This is a genomic window from Hahella sp. KA22 (assembly GCF_004135205.1).
In the GTDB taxonomy this organism is placed as follows: domain Bacteria; phylum Pseudomonadota; class Gammaproteobacteria; order Pseudomonadales; family Oleiphilaceae; genus Hahella.
Genome location: NZ_CP035490.1, coordinates 3,800,091 through 3,815,380, shown reverse-complemented (window position 1 = coordinate 3,815,380; position 15,290 = coordinate 3,800,091). Strand labels below are relative to the sequence as shown.

Sequence of the window (15,290 nt, the reverse complement as noted above, 5' to 3'; positions counted from 1 at the left end):
CGATTACTCCCCCCACGTGTATTCACCTTTCCCATCGAAGGTTATAACCAGCGCCCCGTAATCAACCTTAAAGCATTCAATATTAGTGACGTCAACAGTACCACCTGACACAGCAAGTTCCGCCAGAACCATCACCTTCTCACGAATTTCAGGCCAGTCAACCGTCGGGTTAAAGTTATTCTCAACCACCTCGTGAATATCCGGTTGAGTGATTTTAATAACGTCAGCATCATTAATATTGGCGTCAATTCTATCTGACAGAAAAACACCCTCCTTTACGTCAACAAGATAGCCGCTTATCCATGTTTTTCCTCCTTTCTCAACCATTAATCGGCGTATCGCCTCTGATACATCAGTTTCCGGATCTCTCTTGCGACCATCAAAGTAGAGATCATAGCTAATCCATTTTGTTTTTAGCGTCATGTGTTTTATGTCAGATAACGTCGCTTTCCCATCATATATCAGAAGGGTTCCGCTGACTTCACAATGATCGACATACTCCCATTCGCCGCCAGTTCTGGGCTCAATGTACTCTGACAATATTTCGTAGACATTAGCATCATTTATTGTGATTTTATTAGCTGTTGAAAAATCTTCCGAATCACATAAAAAAAATGATCTTTTATTCGCAAAAACTATTCCTGATATGGTTAATTTTTTCTTTTCTAAAAGATCAATTTCATTTAACACTTCGCCAAAATTCATAATATTTTTAATCCCTCGGCTTTGTTGTAATAAAGCTTCCACCGTAAATATCCTCAAAGTCCGACCGCTCTAAAGCATATGACTGATTTTGGCTCACACCTCCCCTTTTGGGACCAGAAGGGTTCCTGATAACCACTAGTTGTTGACCATCTTTCAATGTCAAAACTTCATCAACAATTATAAAGTGCCCACCGTTATTTGCCTCAACTCGAACAATTGCTGGATTACCTTGTGACGTATGCTTTATCAAAGCGTCTACAGCAGCAGACGGTCGCCTGATAGGTACAACAGAAGCGTCGCCATTAGACTGACGCATAACCTTCGCCAGATCTCTAGCGGTAACACCTTTATCTGTAAAGTCAAGAGCAAGCAGCCTACTCAGATCATCAGGCGTAATTGTAGTTATACCATTTTTATTTAGTGCTAAAGAGCCGCATGTGGATCCACAGGATATTTGTGGATTAATTTTATTATCAAGCTGATTTGCTAATGGCAACTTTGTATTTCTTGGCAATCTCTTATAAAAGTCTCTTGGTAAGCCAATATCCGAGTCGGTGCCAGCACTAATCGGAAGACCTTCTTTCGAAACGACCTGCGTTGCTCCACTAAGCGCCGGATGCCCAACCACTGCAGTAATGGCCCCAGCATAGATCTCTTCCAGCTCTCCCAATCTGGGTGGAATTTCGGTGACAAATGAGCCGACGTCTTCTAATGCTACGCGTTCGCTTAGTCCTTCCAGTGAGCTGACTTCGATGCTGCGTCTGGCGGCGATTGGGTCTGAACTGGCGTTGATCAGATTCTTACGGATGTCTCTGATCTTATTGTCGAATGCTCTTACATCGTCAATGGGGCTTCCCCGTTCAATGACACGCAGCCCTTCCAGCATCAGCTCCGCTCGCTCCTTCGGTATAGCATAGTACTTCCCGAAAGGACCACCCCCGCCTGTTTCGAGTGAGCTGTAAAACTCATCCCCAAACTTTTCTTCCATTGCCAGGATAGCGGAGGCGTCTCCTTGTTTTTTGGCCTCCCAGAAATCTCTGTAGACCTCCTCACGCTCGACCTCGGTCAGACTTGTCGCCACTTCAGGCTCTTCTTGAGCGATCTCAGACGTTTCAGATCTTTTGGAAGGCGGGGGAAGGTAATTGCGGCGCTCTACTGGAACACTTTCCCACCACAAGTTACCGTTCAATGAGGGAATGTCTTTTAGTAGTCCGTTTAACATTGGCGGCGGCGGAGGTTCAGGATTCGCCCGCGCTATCAGTCTTTCCGCTAATACGGGATCTGAGTTTGTAGGGAAGACGCCCTCGTCTTCTTCCCTTACGATCGGGCTAAATGGTTTTTTACCGTCTTTAAACACCAGAAGAATGTCGCCACGTTCAACCAGTCTGACAAAGTCTTCCTTCCATTTCCGAAAGTACGGCGTCCCTCTCCCGGGAAAGGCGCCGAAAGCAGAGCGAAAATGGGGACCTGAGAGGTTACCGACAATTTCGCTGACCTTCATCTCATTGTTCAAACAGCGTTCAGCGTAGCTGGCGGCAAAGAATGGAGACTCAACAAAAGACAAGTCAACAATGGTTAAATCTGTCCAATGTTTGAACTCGTACCGACGAGTGGAATACATGAAGAAACATCCCTAGTTATGCAAAATATCCAGTCATAGCAGCGATATAGCAGGACAATCGCGACAAGATACAATCTATTACAATGCAAGAACATTTTACTTTCAGAGGGCGTCACTCTGAATAGTCCGCAACCTCTAGGACATTGGGATTACAAGCAGGCTTGGGAGGACAGAATAAGTCGAACTCAGCTAATAGCACTGGCCTCTGATCCCTCTTTTACAGAGAGATACTTAACGAGGGAATCGACCGAATGATAGGTCGCCGGAAGAAGACTGAAGACTGGAAACCGCCGCCCACGCACTACGACCAGCGTGAGCGGCGAACTTATTTAGGCAGGTCGGCGTTGCTCATCTCAGGGGATTAGATCTGCCGTTTTCACCACGACCTTTTAGGCTTGTTTGCACAACCGCCCTGATCAATCCATCACGATCAAAGACATGTCGTCCATATCGACGCTCTCCCCTGCGCCGTATCCGATCAGTTGTCCCTGCACGCGCACGCGGTACCAGCCGACTGCGGAGGCGTAGTAGGTTCCGTGGGTTTCGTTGCTGGACCAGTTGCCGAGTACGCCATTGCCTTTTCCGGTGCAGAAGGCGTTGTCGCTGTTGGATGGCGCGATTATGGTCACTACGCCGCTGGGGCTGGTGACTTCGATATTGACGTCATACCAGGTGAAGTTGTCGTTGGACTGCACTGCGCACTCGCCATTGAAGAAAATCGCTCTTGTGCCGGTTGTGCTCGCATAGAACGACAGGTTTATCGGCAAATAGTGCGCCGCCCCGTTGGCGGTGATCACATGATTCAGATAGGAGGTGGAGCCTTCCACGTCTGCGTAACTGGCGGACGATGCAACGGTAATCGCCGCGCCCATGGCGAGAGAAATGAGTGTTGTTTTCATAAAGAACCCCTATATCCATGGAGGTCGATATTATTCGGCGAGTACGCAGAAAGACGGGTACGTAGAGAAGTGTCGTCATGCCGTCCCGCCGAGTTCCATCTCACAGAGCCGACGCCGCGCCTGCTAACGCATGTCCCAACCTGCGTGGCGGTGGTCTCTTTCAGGATGTATTACGAGTGTATGGATAGGCGGTTTGGCGGGCAGTTAAATACTGAGAGGCAGTTTTGTGACTTTTTATCTGTTTTCAGAAGACCAACCCGGCGCGTCCTATCCGCAGATATTGACGCACGCGGGGAGTAAATCGTGAAACGGTATGAGCTAAACCACCGCCGCCAGCACTCCGCCAAAAGCGTCTTTCAGCACTTTCATGATGGCGTTCAGCGCTTTTTGGACGGCTATCAAAGTAAGTTGGGTAATGGCGACCAGCACTGATTCGCAGGAGGTTCTTTGCATTTTGATCAGTATCTTGCCGGTCTTCGGCGAGTAGCCCTGGTTTTTGTCGATCTGGTACAGCGCCACGTTCTGCGCCACGTCCGCCAGTTGTACGGACATTTTCTTGAACTCGGCGGGAGCGTATGACTTTACGGCCAGCCAGCCTTCTTTGAAGGAGGCTTCCGCCGCCTGGATAATTTTTTCGTAGATATCGTTCGCATTGATCTCCATAGCAGTCTCCTTTTCTAGCAAGAGTTAGCTCTTCCGAAGCTTCGTTCCTCAACGTGTCAGTTTTTCTTCGCGTTTTCGACGACAGATACGGCGTTAATTGACTGATTGGCGATAGCCATCGCTGATTTGGCGGTGGCGGGTCTCAGGCAGGACAGTTCTTTGGGGCCGCACTTGTCGCCGTCGCGATGAATTTCTTCAATGAACAGCAGTTGGTCTTTCACTAGCGACAACAGTTTTTCATTACAACCGTCCGCATTGCCGTCTGCTTCCATACCGCTTTGGGCGATTTCCGTGGGAATTTTCTCGTTCATCATAGTGGTCACCCGCTTGTAGAGCTTTTTCTCAAGCTTGCAGGCTTTGCCTTCCGATGCGGCGGAGGCGCGAGCGATCATCGCATCCAGCTTAGATTCCAGTGCGTTGTAGGCGGGCCGGTTATTCTCATAGGCGCCTTCCGGCGTGCCCGCCAGGTCCGCCATGTTCTTCACGTGGGTATTTAGTTGTTCGGAAAACTCCATACTGCCCTTATCAATAACCTCGTCATAATCACTGACCAGAGTGATTCCTGAGCAAGCGCTTAAAAACAGCGCCAAAACGAAGGTCGCCAATGCCTTGTTCATTGTTGTCTCCTTTTCTTCGGATTTTTTGCAGGTTTTACGCGCCGTCTTATGCAGGTTGCAGTTTGGCCTTGAAGCGTTCACAGACGGCTTCGTTCATGAACAGGCCGTGCTCAATGATCACGCCGATGGTGATCAGGTAGACGGACATACTTTCCGCGTCGCTGATGGCCTGTCCCAAAGTCGCGATCAGCGGGGCGATCACCATGACGCTCAAAGGAATCGCCACTAGAAACTGGTGTTTCATAACCGGGCTTTGCGGGGATGGAAAAACGGTTTTGCGGATATAGACGCCGAGAAAATAAGCGGCGAAAGGAATGACGCCCAAAAAGAAGATCTGGCTGATAAAAGGCGTAAATTCGTTCATTGTCATTCCTCCATCAGAATGGATTCGCCGCCATCCTTGCCGATGTAAACCCAGCCGCTCTTGTCGTTGGCGACTCCGGGCTGGGCCTGCTCAACATTGATCCAATACTGAGTCCCGGTCAGGGTGTTGATCTTTTTGACCTCTTTAACGACGACGCTGTCGTCTTTCGCCACGGAGCCTTTTTTGTCTCCGAGGATGTAGAGAAAAGTGCTGGGCGGCGAATCACGAAGATTGGCGGGAGCGGACAATGAATAAGCGCGATTGGCTTCCACTTTGGAGGGTTCCGTCGACCACGCGACGGTTGAGACAATCAGCGCCAATACCAAGCCTGTATATCGCATAGTTCCTTCACTCCTTGTCCGATGTTTTGAGGCAAGCGGCGAAAGTTCAAGGAAATCGATGTACAGCCTTTATCATTGACTTCTTTTTGTTCAGTCTAAGGCGATTGAAACAGACCTGTCACCGGGGACATTAGGGCTAAACTAACGCTTAGACCGCTCTATTATTAACATGGCAATGATATTGGCATGTTAATCACCAGGCGCATGGACGCGCCTGCGCGGCGACAAGCCGCGGGAGACAGGGCCTGACCTGTGCAGGCCCTGTCGTTGCAGACAAATAGAAGGAAGCTATTTGTCTGCCGGATTAATAGAGTGCTGGGGAATACCAGGAAGCGTTATCTCAGAGGTCTTTAAGCGAAGAGAGCGTGCGGAAGATGAGCGGCGCGGCCTGGGGTGACGCAGAGAGGCGCCGCTCTTCGTTTACATCACATTTCGTCCAGGCGATTACCGTTTTGCGACATCAACATCGCCTCGTGCTCTTCCAGCTTCATCAGGTTCTCCAGAAGCTCCTGCGTGGAAGGCGTCGCCGCTTTGGCGTGCAGATAGCGATACAGCTCGATAATGTGCTGATGCTTCTCCATGACGGTTTCAATGATCTGTTGGGAGTTCAGCGACTCATAGTGAATCCGCCCATCTGCAAGCGGGTGCGTGGGATGCATCTCAAGGTATTCGTAGCACCAGGTATTGAGCGCCTTTAACTCGCCGGTTTGTTCGAAACCGGCGATGACGTCGGAGAGCAGCGTTTCGTGCCGAGCCAGATAATCCAGCAGCAAACGGGACCCTTCATTCTCATGAAGCCCTGCGGACTGCAAAAGGGATTTTGAAAGCTGTTGATGAAATTCCTTGGTCCAGTGCAGAACGTTTCTTAATGTCTCGGCATGCATTCAGAGCTCCTATCAGACTATTTCTCTTAGATTATTAATCTAATACCCAATAGAGAAATCTCAATGTCTCCGGTCATAAAAAACTCAAATCACCAGCTTTGATCGCAACGACCGCTTTTCTCACGATAGCCGCTATTGCACTCCCAACCGTTGCCGGAATTATCAAGATGGGCATGCTGGGGAAGTTTAATGGGGGCACATGCGTCCCTATCCGCCTTATAGCCGCGTGCGCATTCCCAACCGTCGCCTTTCTCCGTCAGAAAAGCGTTTGCGGGCATATTTACCGCCACACAGCTATCACCGTCCTCCTTGAAGCCCCGCAGGCAGGCCCAGCCATTTCCATACAGTTCATAGACAGGGTGACCATTCGCCGGAACCTTTACCGCCAGACAAGCGTTATCTACTTCCCTGAAGCCGCGTTCACATTTCCAGCCTCTGCCATGGGTCTCATAGGTGGGGTACGCATTCGTCGGCACTAGCACGGCAGCACACTGATCGTCCTGCTTTCTAAAACCGATCTCACAGCGCCAGCCCTGAAAGGCGCTTTTGTCCAAATAGCCATTGGTTGGAACAGTAATCGCCACGCAGCTTTCGCTTTCCTTGCGAAACCCTCTGTCGCAGTCCCAGGAACGGCCGTAAGCACTCAAGTAAGCATGTGCAGGAACTTCGACGGCGATGCAGGATTTATTTTTTTGGCGATAGCCGCGATCGCATTCCCAGTTGTCGCCATACGGTAGAGGATGAGAGTTGGCGGGATGCCCTTCTTTAGCACTGGCTCCGCCAACAATGCAGAGTAATAACATTAAGCTACTTGCCGCGCCACGACAGATCGAAAAGTACTTCATCATTCGCGTCCATTTAGTTTATGGACTCTTAGGAAGCCCTGATCTCTCCAAAATAGCACGCTTTCACTTGGACCGGGCGAATCATTTCAAGAGCGTAAGAATTTTTAAGTGGTAAAACGAAAACGACGCGCCACCGAGCAGTGACGCGCCGAAGGGGGAGCTGATCAGAATCAGCGTGCGAACTCGCCTGAATTACATGGACTTCAAGCCATCATCCAAAGTGAAGGTAAGGTTGGTGACAGTGTCGTCGTAGCTGTAATCATCCACGCGCACGATTTCCATCTCCAGATTGCCGCCCAGGCTGCGTTTGGTGCGGGTGGACTGCTGCGCCATCTGCATTTCAGAACTATCCAGAGAAATCGGCGCGCTGGCGTCGATGTTGAACTGGCTGCCATCGACCGTGGTGAATTTACCCGTCAGCGGCGCGATGAAACGACGCTTGCTGATATTGCCCACCGCCCACTTCACGCTGTCGGCGCCGTACTGATTCAGCATCCAGTTCCAGTCCCACTGACCGTAGTTCTGGATACTGCGATGCGCGTACTGGTCCAGGATATCTTCCGCGCCGTTCAGATTGTTGCGACCGCCAAAGGTAAAGTTCTCCCAGGGACGATCGGTGGGGTGGTCGTTTCTGGCGTTACCGCCCCAGCGCAGGAAGTTCTCCAGCGCCACGTTGTATCCCAGCACCATTTCCGACTCATAAGGAATATCGGCTTTCTGCTTGAATACTGTGAGAGTGATGATGCGCTTCGAGTTCGCCGGCATCAGCGCGCGATACTGCGCGGACTGAGTGACGGTCTCACTGTTGCCGTTGGACTCGCTCCACCCCTGATTGGCGGTAAAGCCTGCTGTAATTTCTGTGCTTCCGCCGAATATCTTAAGATCAAATTCATATGTATTTTTGATGCTTATGGATTCAGAGAAAGAATAATCTTCCTGTTTCGACCAACTTTTCGTTTCGTCATATTGTAAAGTGGCGACGGCGGTATCTTCCGTATTGCCACGGTTATATACCACCGCAGTAATGGTTTTTAACGGCTCGCGGTCATAGACCTGGGGATCGCCCAATTTAAGTGAGCCGGGGTTGGTATAAAACTTAAGTCCGGATAACGACATTTTTAAGCGTTTATCCGCCCAGTATCCGTCAGTGTATGGATCACTGCTATTATAATTAGCCTGTAATGTATATTGCTGGTCGCCGTTGCGGGTAATACTGAAATCTTCACCCACATTTTGAGAGGCGGTTCCACCGCACCAGCCGTAGCCCAGGTAGTGCGCCAGATAAGTCAGAGGAACATAGAAGTCCGGGTCGCGAACGATAGTATCCTTCAGGGAGGCGATATCCTGGGCGGCGTATACTTTATCTTGATACTTCGGTATATCGTCATTCGCCTGAGCGGTCGAGACGGGCGCTAGCAGTGATATGATGCTGGCTGCGAGCGCTGAGGGAACAAAAGATTTCGACAGGTAATGCATAAGTAGGTCCTTATATTTATTTATCGTCCTTTTACTCATTTAGAGAACGACTCGCCAAAACAACTCTATATATCTATCATTAGGCCTATGCTGTGGTTTATTTGATTAATACATATGGTCAATTTCAGCAGTCTTTCCATCCAAACAAATAAACGCGAATTCAGTTAATCAATCAAAAAATAATCAGAAAATTAGCCTTTAGTCTAATACCTATTGACATTCAAAAAACCTAATTAAGTCACATCTAATTTACCAACAAGATAACTATTACAGTTCGAAATATTTAACTTATTGAATATTCATAAGAATTAATTAATCGACGTTCAATAAAACTTGTCCAGATAGACAGATTACGTTCATCAACCATACCCATAGAACAAACATTAAAATTTAAATTATCAATCACACGGAGTTATCTGACGCGCCATGAAAAGCATTTCATAACAATATATAACTTGTTTCAATATGTAACTTGAGCTCAAGTCGTTCATTTATTGATCCAAACAATAAAAACGCGAGGAAAGCGGCGACGATGAAATGACTAAACTTCACTTTAGCGGAAGAAAAATTCAGAGAGGGGATCAGGGAGAAAAAGAAAGAGAGAGAGAGAAAGAGAAAGAGGAAGAGAAAAGAAAAAACAGAGGCCGCCTTTGCAGCAGCCTATAAATCCGTCAAGCCCTCGGCTCCTTACGCGCCAGCATGACCTCAACAGGCGCCAAAGCGAAGTGGCGGCGCCCAGCGGATTGAACGACGGAGAAACCCGCCTCAACCAGCAACGCCCTCACTTCTCCCTGTTCAGGGACAAAACAACCTCGCAGAAGCATGGGCAGATAGAAAGGCAGCAGCTCTGAGTTGCGGCCGGGGTCGTTGGAACGCTCGCCGTGAGCGCAGATAAACACGCCTCCCGGCGCCAGAGCGTCTTTCACTCTCTTGAGAAAGGCGACTCGGTCATGAATGAAATGCAGAACGGACGAACACCAAATCAAAGCGTAGCCGTCACCGAACGCGTCTGTCTCCAGATCGCCCTCCAGCACTTCGATTCTGTCCGCCATCCCTGCGGCGCTGCGGCCCATCCGGCGTCGGTAGCGTGGGTGGTATTTTCCTGCGCCTCTTCTACGCTCTGCAGGTCTCGCGTCATCGCGTCGGCGGCGGTTTTCAGTACGTCAAAACGAAATTCCCAGGCGGAGGCGAGACTGTCTTCAACATCCGGGGCGAAGTACTGCCGCGCCACCCCCTATGCCATTAGGAGCAATCACTGTGATAAAGGGTGAGCCCTGCTCAGTCCCTGACTGGCGCGATCGTGTCGGTCCCAACCTGAGCGCGCGCATTATCGACTGGAGGATGGATTCAGTCTGATTCATCTACGCCAGCGCTTCCCTGCCCCCTGTGACATGCAGTCTGAAGACATCCGCAAACTGGAGCGTGCAGTGGACCTTATGCAAAGCGCGATGGACCAGCCGTTGTCCATCGCTTTTCTGAGCGCCCAGGTGGGAATGAGCGAGTATCGGTTTAAAACCGGATTTCGCCACTATTTCGGCGTCTCGCCGGGAAGGAAATTACTGGAGTTGAAAATGCAGCGCGCCAAAGCCCTGTTGCAAGCGGGCAAGCAAGTCGCCTGGACCGCCTACACCGTGGGCTATCGACACCCGGAGAACTTCAGCGCAGCTTTTCGCAAGTATTACGGCTATTCGCCGAAAGATAGTTAACAGCCGGGGTTTTCCTCTCAGTCCCCGCCACCGCCTCCATCGCCTCCCCCGTCGCCGCCAAAGAAGCCACCGCCTCCATCTCCGCCATCGCGGGAGTAAGCACGAGAGCCATTGGTGGATAAAGCGGTTTTCAATGCAATAGAGATTAAAAACAGCGCAACCAGAATAGGACAAATGGTGCTTGCAAAAACAGACGGGGACGTAAGATCCGTGAAGTAGAAGGACAGGCATAATCCAACTACGTTAACTACCCATGAAATCATATCGCCTCCACATAACTATCAGGTTGGCCGTGAGTCTAACTTTAGAGGATATCGGCCGCCAGGTAACCAAGCGGTAAACAGCAAAACTTCAAGGTCGCGACGGCGCATCTTTTCATGCGGCGCCCATCACGTCACTGCCCTTGCTGTTTCACCAACATGCCCAAGGTGCGTTTGGCGAGGAGTTCAATGTCCGTGGGTGACTCAGGGTCAGGCCCGCAAGTTTTTGCAAGGCCGGGGCGTAGTCGGGAAATCGATAGAGGATATTAGCGAAGATCTCCGCCTGTTGTTCCGGGCTCTTTCCCCATTCGCGACTGAGGTAATACATATACAATCCTTCTGGATACTTACCTTCCTTTTCGATTCGCAAGTATTACGGTTACTCGCCGAAACAAAGATAAGCCAGAAGGGGTTTCTAGAGAGCCTAGCAGTCCCCGCCCCCTCCATCGCCGCCGCATCCCCCATCTCCGCCATAGAAGCCGCCTCCGCCATCACTGGAGTAGCGGCCGCCGGAATAACCCGAGGTGGATAAGGCGATTTTTACCGCTGTGGAGATCAAAAACAACGTGACCAGGATGGGACAAATAACGCTTGCGAACACCGACTGAGGCGTCAAATCGGTGAAATAGTAAAACAGACATAATCCGCCTATGTTAACGATCCATGAAATCATATCTATCGCCTCAATATCGCTAATAACACGGCGCAACCACTATGACCCACTGCATCCGCCATCACTACTACCGCAGGAGTCCGCTCCACCGCCGGCATGGCTCGAATCCCCTAACACATAGACTCCCGCAACCATTCCACCGCCAGCCCCCTCACGCCGGTCAAGACTAAAAGTGATTCTAACTATGAGATAGAATACAAAAAGTAGGAATAGCGCCGGGCACACTTCGCTTTCGATCACTGATGATGACCTCAAGTCCGTGAAGCAGAAAGACGTTAACAGTCCTATTACAATGGCCGCCCATGAAATCATTCTTAATCTCCATTCAACATCGCCTCAGACAACAGATATATCTTATGAAGTCGCGCGGAGCAAGAGAGTTGATGCTGAGGTAACTACTCTGCCAACACTTTCTCTCCTGACGTTATCGCCGCAGGTTTCAACTTTAGAGGGTTGCGACAATTTCAGCCCAACGTGCTGTCACTAACCGCCCATAATCCTGGGCGGAGATATTGTAAGCGCCCAAACCGTATCCATCGTTCATCTCTATCAATGCCGTTTCGCCAGTATCCAATACGCCGAAATCAATGCCATAGCCCGCGTAGGATTCACCGGCTCGGCCCAACGCCTGGATGGCGGCGCTCACAACCGCTTCGTCGAGAGCGACGTCAGCTTTCCCGGCATAATGCGAGATATCGACTATTTCAGAGTCTACAACATAGACTCGATATTCAGACACCCAGCGCACGACATCACTGCATAAGATTCGCGTCTTCTTTGAGCATTCTGAAACGAAATACAAATCAGCCATTGATTCAAATACTCTGCCAGTAAACTTCTTTTGCGTATCGCCAGGCTTTGCGAAAACTGGCGCTGACAGACCGTTCATTATTTCGGCGAGCAGCTGTGACAGCTCCGATTCCCATACACTGCGGCGCAGATATTGTTTCAACGATGCAGGATAGGAGTTTGCAACCGGGATATTGATTCCCAACTGTTTCATGGCGCCATGCATACAAGGAATATCCGCCATGACCAAGGATTGCGGCGTCAGATCCAAGCTGCGGCGGCGGATAAACTTATCCGTAAAAAACGTGATCTCGACGTCGTTAGACTCCAGGTACTCGACGACCAGCTTCGCCTCGTCGTTCAAACGCCCATTGCCCTGCTCTTGAACAAAGGCGTCCTTAAATTTTGTGATTGTTTGAGTCATATTCAGCCTTGTGAGGGGCAAGCCGATGCTTACGCTATAAATAAGCCCGCGCTGTTGCACCTATCTACTTCAATGGTTTCGCCTAGGCTTCTTGCTCGTCACTACCACTGCCCAACGCGCTCCCCGCCAGCGCGATATTCAGCGCGATGGTCTTGGCTTCGGCGTAGTTCATGACTTTGCCGCCGGGTTGCGGCATGGCTTTTTCGTATTCGTCTTTGCTGCAATAGAGCGCCAATGCGAAGGAGATAAATTTGTCGGACAACTCCAGGGCGGCCAGGGCCTGTTTTACTTCGTCGCCGCTGTAGAATTTCTTCTTGTCGTGCCGCTTTCTCAGCTCGGGGCCCAATACGCCAATATATTTACGGATGGCGTCTTTTCTTTTTACTTTATCTACGATGTTCATCGATTACCTTGTTAGCTCTTGTCACAGACTTCAATCTCCGTCAAGGTTATATGCCTCAGGACAAAAGAAAAAGTGTTTTTTGAAAAATATAATAGAACAGATTTTTTCACTTTAGAATGCCCACTATAATTTATAATAAGTTAATAGCACCTTAGACAATTAAAATATATTTCATAGCAGAATAAAAATGGACAAGTCATCCACCAATATACTTATAGACACATACTGGAGTTCATCCGGTTGGAATAAAAGCGAGCCTTCCCCTGAAGATTTTGAATATGCCAAGTCTAAAGGTGTAATGTTTGACCCCGTTTCGATGTCCCATGATGAAATTGTTAAAAACGCGGTTAAGGCTATCGACAGCGTCAACAAGGATCTTGTAGTAAAAGCCTTCATTTCCAGCCTCACTTCAAGAAGACTTGATTTGCGTTCCGCATTAGCCAGCTATGCTTCGGGCATAAAGCTACCCCAGCACACAATAAGCGCTGATAAGGATGGGTATTGCCTGATATGCTCGGAATTTGACTCCAGTGAGCCATTTGACCTGAATGTGCTGAATTTTGAAAGAGTCAAATTTGGCGGAGTGAGGCATTTAGAGCCTGTTTACATATGGCTGGACTTACAACTATTCACTAATGAAAACATTCCAGAGCCTACCTCTAAAGATATTGATTTGCTTAAAAAGCTTATAGATGAAATATCGTATTTAAGGGAGGGAAGCCTCTCAAGTGTAGAAAAATCGCTCAAACTCCCGCGAAGCAATAAAGATGAAAGGCGGAGCCTTATCTCTACTCTCGGATACTGTGGCATTTTGAAGGTCCCCGATTACCCTTGCTTCCATGAAGAATATATTGAAAACAGTAAGCGCGATGAATCCAGACAAATAAGGTCAGACTGGCCATTTCCCACCGGCCTTTGGACGCCCCAATATGGCGTTAATGAAAAAAGCGTTAAGTTCTGGTTTTCTGATTACTTATAATTCAGCAATGTCGCCGCGCAGGCGCATACATGTGCAGCGACAAGCCGCGAGAGACAGGGCCTGAGTGTAATGGCCCTGTCGTTGCGGAAAAGAGCAGGAAGCTGTCTGACTGCCGGATTAGTAATCAACCCCGCCAGCCCGATATCGTCATACTTTACTTACTCTTCCGCTTTCATACTCGTCTCCGCTATTGATAGACATTGCCCCTCGTTCCTAACGTTTCCGCATCAATATCAGTCCTTAGAGAAAAAGGCGTTCATACCCGGCACATCCGACAGAAATGTCTCAATGGCGGCAATTTTGTCACCTCGTAGCACACAAACCGTTGCGAGATGTTCATCTAGCCGGCGGGTCCCGTTCACAGCGGTGTTGTGTAACTGCAGGGCTAGATTATCGCGACTGACAAGGACGTGTTTGAGATCGAAATTAACGTCATAACTGACGATCAATCGACATTGATCAAGTATGGCGTCGCGACCATCAATCATTCCCGAACCAGAAGCCTCATTCGAGCCTGGCAATGTCCAGGTGGCGTCATCCGTTAGCAAAGTCTCCAGCAGCAACCAGTTCTGTGTGGTCAATGCTTCATGAAACTGCTGACCGATAGCGATTTTTTGCTCCAAAGTAGTCATCTCAAACTTTCCTGATTAGGTTGATGTGGAGCCAGTTTAGGAGGTATTAAGGTATGCTTGAAATAGATTGTTTGACTAACACCTATAAGAGAGCGTTATATGAGGCCGTCGGATTTGGGGTTATTGGTATCTCTGTCTGTGCTTCTGGAAGAAGCAAATGTCACGCGAGCGGCTCAGCGGCTGTTTATGACGCAACCCGCGCTGTCAGCCCAACTCGCCCGACTGCGAAAGTTATTCGATGACCCGTTGCTCATCCCCGCCAGCAGTGGCCGGGGCATGGTGTTGACCGCCAGGGCTCAGGCATTAAAAGAGCCATTGAATCGAGAGATTCGGGCACTGACTGAACTCGTCGAGCGAGCGCCGGCTTTCGATCCGCAAACAGCGCAACGCACCTTTACACTTGTCGCGAATGACAACCTTGCGGTCATGCTCTGCGTTGATCTCATCGCCCAGGTCTGCCGGGAGGCTGGGCCTGGGGTGAAAGTCGCTATACGTCAGATGGGACCCGCACTGATGCAAGACATCCAGGAGGGGGGCCAAGTTGACCTCATGCTGGCTACGCCTGCGACCATACCGGAATCATTAGTGCGCCAGACACTGCTCGAAGACCAGTTCTGTGTAGCGCAACGCAAAGGCCACCCGAGGGGGCTGGAAGCCTTCGATGTGAAGGAGTATTGCCGCTGGGGTCACCTCATGGTGTCCGGCATGGGCGGAGGGTTCCAGAGTAAGATCGATGACATATTGCATGGGCTGGGCGCGCAAAGGCGCGTCGCTATTTCCGTACAGCACTATAGTCTCGCGCCCCTGATTCTCGCGCAAACAGACTATATTGCGACCCTGCCCCGCCGTTTTCTTGCTCGATTTGCAGAAGACCTGGATATGTTCGAAGCGCCGTTTAAACAATCCTGCTTCGAAGTTGTCATGGCCTGGCATCCCCGAGACGACGCCGACCCTGGAAGTTTATGGCTTCGCCAGATGCTGATCGCTATCGCCTCGAAATAGACTATCG

At 49.7% G+C, this 15,290-nt stretch carries 20 protein-coding genes; 3 read left to right on the top strand and 17 right to left on the bottom strand.

From position 1 onward, the window contains the following. Positions 1 to 3: 3 nt before the first annotated feature. The 12 genes from EUZ85_RS17015 to EUZ85_RS31165 form a co-directional block, all read right to left on the bottom strand. The gene (locus EUZ85_RS17015; RefSeq protein ID WP_127970416.1) at positions 4 to 747 is read right to left on the bottom strand and encodes a hypothetical protein; all 744 of its coding nucleotides are present in this window, start codon (positions 745 to 747) and stop codon (positions 4 to 6) included. After that, a complete protein-coding gene (locus EUZ85_RS31685; protein ID WP_241567064.1) occupies positions 713 to 2,326 on the bottom strand; it encodes a hypothetical protein in 1,614 nt (537 codons plus the stop codon). Before EUZ85_RS31685 ends, EUZ85_RS17015 begins: the two co-directional genes overlap by 35 nt. Before the next feature lie 416 nt (positions 2,327 to 2,742). After that, entirely contained in the window at positions 2,743 to 3,225 is a 483-nt protein-coding gene (locus tag EUZ85_RS17005; protein WP_127970415.1) for a hypothetical protein, read from the bottom strand. Positions 3,226 to 3,543: 318 nt separating this feature from the next. Continuing rightward, positions 3,544 to 3,888: a hypothetical protein gene (locus EUZ85_RS17000; RefSeq protein ID WP_127970414.1), complete on the bottom strand. Its 345-nt coding sequence runs from the start codon at positions 3,886 to 3,888 to the stop codon at positions 3,544 to 3,546. A gap of 56 nt (positions 3,889 to 3,944) precedes the next feature. Beyond that, on the bottom strand, positions 3,945 to 4,505 hold the full coding sequence (locus tag EUZ85_RS16995) for a hypothetical protein (protein ID WP_127970413.1): 561 nt from the start codon (positions 4,503 to 4,505) through the stop codon (positions 3,945 to 3,947). Between the two features lie 46 nt (positions 4,506 to 4,551). After that, positions 4,552 to 4,869, bottom strand: a complete 318-nt coding sequence (locus EUZ85_RS16990) for a hypothetical protein (RefSeq protein ID WP_127970412.1) — start codon at positions 4,867 to 4,869, stop codon at positions 4,552 to 4,554. Between the two features lie 2 nt (positions 4,870 to 4,871). Beyond that, positions 4,872 to 5,210, bottom strand: coding sequence for a hypothetical protein (locus tag EUZ85_RS16985; RefSeq protein WP_127970411.1), 339 nt, complete (start codon positions 5,208 to 5,210; stop codon positions 4,872 to 4,874). A gap of 425 nt (positions 5,211 to 5,635) precedes the next feature. Next, a complete protein-coding gene (locus tag EUZ85_RS16980) occupies positions 5,636 to 6,094 on the bottom strand; it encodes an ATPase (RefSeq protein WP_127970410.1) in 459 nt (152 codons plus the stop codon). 89 nt (positions 6,095 to 6,183) lie between these two features. Further along, complete coding sequence (locus tag EUZ85_RS16975; RefSeq protein ID WP_127970409.1) at positions 6,184 to 6,897, bottom strand: hypothetical protein; 714 nt, start codon at positions 6,895 to 6,897, stop codon at positions 6,184 to 6,186. A gap of 234 nt (positions 6,898 to 7,131) precedes the next feature. Next, positions 7,132 to 8,415, bottom strand: coding sequence for an aerolysin family beta-barrel pore-forming toxin (locus EUZ85_RS16970; RefSeq protein ID WP_127970408.1), 1,284 nt, complete (start codon positions 8,413 to 8,415; stop codon positions 7,132 to 7,134). Positions 8,416 to 9,086: 671 nt separating this feature from the next. Then, positions 9,087 to 9,467 carry a methyltransferase domain-containing protein gene (locus EUZ85_RS16965; protein WP_164887273.1) on the bottom strand — a complete coding sequence of 127 codons (381 nt, stop codon included), beginning with the start codon at positions 9,465 to 9,467 and terminating at the stop codon, positions 9,087 to 9,089. Further along, positions 9,398 to 9,646, bottom strand: coding sequence for a hypothetical protein (locus EUZ85_RS31165; protein ID WP_164887272.1), 249 nt, complete (start codon positions 9,644 to 9,646; stop codon positions 9,398 to 9,400). Before EUZ85_RS31165 ends, EUZ85_RS16965 begins: the two co-directional genes overlap by 70 nt. Positions 9,647 to 9,806: 160 nt before the next feature. Here EUZ85_RS31165 and EUZ85_RS16960 point away from each other — a divergent pair, with 160 nt between their 5' ends. Beyond that, positions 9,807 to 10,121 (top strand): helix-turn-helix transcriptional regulator, encoded by a 315-nt coding sequence (locus tag EUZ85_RS16960; protein ID WP_127970406.1) that lies wholly within the window; start codon positions 9,807 to 9,809, stop codon positions 10,119 to 10,121. Positions 10,122 to 10,138: 17 nt separating this feature from the next. Here EUZ85_RS16960 and EUZ85_RS16955 read toward each other — a convergent pair whose 3' ends face one another. The 4 genes from EUZ85_RS16955 to EUZ85_RS16940 all read right to left on the bottom strand — a co-directional run bounded on the left by EUZ85_RS16955 (position 10,139) and on the right by EUZ85_RS16940 (position 12,670). Further along, positions 10,139 to 10,384, bottom strand: coding sequence for a hypothetical protein (locus tag EUZ85_RS16955; RefSeq protein WP_127970405.1), 246 nt, complete (start codon positions 10,382 to 10,384; stop codon positions 10,139 to 10,141). Positions 10,385 to 10,805: 421 nt separating this feature from the next. Beyond that, on the bottom strand, positions 10,806 to 11,054 hold the full coding sequence (locus EUZ85_RS16950) for a hypothetical protein (protein WP_127970404.1): 249 nt from the start codon (positions 11,052 to 11,054) through the stop codon (positions 10,806 to 10,808). A gap of 445 nt (positions 11,055 to 11,499) precedes the next feature. Further along, the gene (locus EUZ85_RS16945) at positions 11,500 to 12,267 is read right to left on the bottom strand and encodes an ATP-grasp domain-containing protein (RefSeq protein ID WP_127970403.1); all 768 of its coding nucleotides are present in this window, start codon (positions 12,265 to 12,267) and stop codon (positions 11,500 to 11,502) included. 82 nt (positions 12,268 to 12,349) lie between these two features. Then, complete coding sequence (locus EUZ85_RS16940; protein WP_127970402.1) at positions 12,350 to 12,670, bottom strand: DUF6559 family protein; 321 nt, start codon at positions 12,668 to 12,670, stop codon at positions 12,350 to 12,352. Positions 12,671 to 12,857: 187 nt separating this feature from the next. Between EUZ85_RS16940 and EUZ85_RS16935 the strand changes: the two genes are divergently transcribed. Beyond that, positions 12,858 to 13,649, top strand: coding sequence for a hypothetical protein (locus tag EUZ85_RS16935; protein WP_127970401.1), 792 nt, complete (start codon positions 12,858 to 12,860; stop codon positions 13,647 to 13,649). Between the two features lie 233 nt (positions 13,650 to 13,882). On the opposite strand, the gene EUZ85_RS16930 is transcribed toward EUZ85_RS16935, so the two are convergent. Next, complete coding sequence (locus tag EUZ85_RS16930; protein ID WP_127970400.1) at positions 13,883 to 14,281, bottom strand: nuclear transport factor 2 family protein; 399 nt, start codon at positions 14,279 to 14,281, stop codon at positions 13,883 to 13,885. A gap of 99 nt (positions 14,282 to 14,380) precedes the next feature. On the opposite strand from EUZ85_RS16930, the gene EUZ85_RS16925 reads away from it, so the two are divergent. After that, on the top strand, positions 14,381 to 15,283 hold the full coding sequence (locus tag EUZ85_RS16925) for a LysR family transcriptional regulator (protein ID WP_241567063.1): 903 nt from the start codon (positions 14,381 to 14,383) through the stop codon (positions 15,281 to 15,283). Positions 15,284 to 15,290 lie beyond the last annotated feature (7 nt).